The following is a 1739-nucleotide window of genomic DNA, read 5'->3' on the forward strand; positions in this document are numbered from 1 at the left end:
AGATCGAGTAAATACGAAGCCGATGTCAACCGTAGCTTTAAAGACTTTGCCCGCCATTATAATTGTGTCATCAATCCCACCCGTAGCTACGCTCCCCAGGACAAGGCGCTGGTTGAGAATGCGGTGCATTTGGTCTACCAGCGTATCTATTATCCCTTACGGGAGATGACTTTCTTTTCTCTGGAAGATCTTAAGGGAAATTGCCGTCTTATTGGAGCGTTACAACACGCTTTTGTTCAAACGAATGGAATCCAGCCGTATTGAACTCTTCCGGAGTATTGAACGTCAGTATCTAAAAGAGCTACCGCTTAGTAGCTATGAAATGAAAGACTATAAAAGAGCCAAGGTGCAGAAGATGGGCTACGCATATTTTTCTCCCGATAAGTGTTACTATAGTGTTCCATATCGGTATATCGGAAAAGAGACAATGATCCATTACACCAGAAGCCGCATTGAGATATATTATAACCATGAGCGAATTGCGCTGCATCAGCGCAACCTGAACAAGGGCAGCTATATCACCAACACCGATCACCTGAGCAGCACACATAAGTTCTACTCGGATTGGAGCCCTGAGTTCTTCAGGAAAAAAGCGTTGCCGCACGGTGAATACGTTTTAGCATGCATAGAAAAGGTGCTGTCCTCTCAGGATTACCCAGAAATAAGCTATAAGCGCTCTTTGGGCATTATCCAGCTGAACCGTTCCTATGGCTCTGAGCGGCTCAATAATGCCTGCAAAAGGGCCTTAGCTACAGATAGCTGCTCTTGCCTGCGCATTAAGAACATCCTGAAAAACAACATGGACAGACTGCCGCTATTTGATGACCAGGTCGAACCCATAAAACGACATATACCTCTTCATAGTAATATACGCGGTGCTTCCGCATATGAATAATCACAATCAAAAATCAGAAAAATGAACAATCAGACAGTTGAAAAACTACGTAACATGCGCCTGGGGGCCATGGCTCAATTACACCAACAGTATGTAAAGGAAAACAGGTTCGAAGGCATTACATGCGACGAATACCTGGCCTTACTTACCGATCATCAGTGGGAAGACCGGGAGAACAACAAAATTGATCGGTTGCTGAAACTGGCAAACTTTAGGCAGAATGCCAGTCTTGGCGACATAAACTATGCCAGTGAAAGAAATCTGGACAAGAACATGTTCGCACGACTTGGTACTCTGGACTTTACACTGCGAAAGGAAAACATCATTATATGTGGCGCTTCCGGCACGGGCAAAAGCTATCTCTCACAAGCCCTTGGGCATCAGGCATGCCTTACCGGAGTAAAAACACTCTATACAGCAACTGCCAGACTGATCAAAAAGCTGAAATTGAGTAAAGTTGACTGAACCTACCTCAAGGAGCTGGAAAAACTAACTAAAATGGATCTGCTGATACTGGATGACTTTGGCTTACAAGCTTTCGATAATCATGATAGGGAAACGCTGATGGATATTATAGATGATCGGCATGGTAAAAGATCAACTATAATCTCCTCCCAAATACCGGTATCGGCGTGGTACGAAATCATCGGTGGTGAAGGAACTATTGCAGACGCTATCTTGGATCGGATCGTAAACTCCTCACACCGAATTGACCTGAAAGGTGAATCCCTAAGAAAGGGAATATTGAAAAAGGAATAATACCAGCTTTTTTATATCATTGTATGATCTTTTAAGTGGCACGGTTTGACCGAAATCACTGGCACCATCCCGCCGAAATACCCAG

General features: G+C 44.1%; 1 protein-coding gene and 2 pseudogenes. All 3 read left to right on the top strand.

The annotated features are described in order from the left end of the window. Positions 1-264 (top strand): annotated as a pseudogene (locus ACR2F7_RS13980) (hypothetical protein); the annotation flags it as partial. Then, complete coding sequence (locus ACR2F7_RS13985) at positions 245-895, top strand: Mu transposase domain-containing protein (protein WP_432714168.1); 651 nt, start codon at positions 245-247, stop codon at positions 893-895. The pseudogene ACR2F7_RS13980 and the gene ACR2F7_RS13985, both read left to right, overlap by 20 nt. A gap of 54 nt (positions 896-949) precedes the next feature. Further along, positions 950-1654, top strand: a pseudogene (gene istB / locus ACR2F7_RS13990) (IS21-like element helper ATPase IstB). Positions 1655-1739 lie beyond the last annotated feature (85 nt).

This window comes from Pedobacter sp., assembly GCF_045628745.1.
Classification (GTDB): domain Bacteria; phylum Bacteroidota; class Bacteroidia; order Sphingobacteriales; family Sphingobacteriaceae; genus Pedobacter.

Bases quoted from the DNA above. Each gene is read 5' to 3' on its own strand.
- ACR2F7_RS13985 (WP_432714168.1), top strand. From the start codon at position 245: ATGGAATCCAGCCGTATTGAACTCTTCCGGAGTATTGAACGTCAGTAT.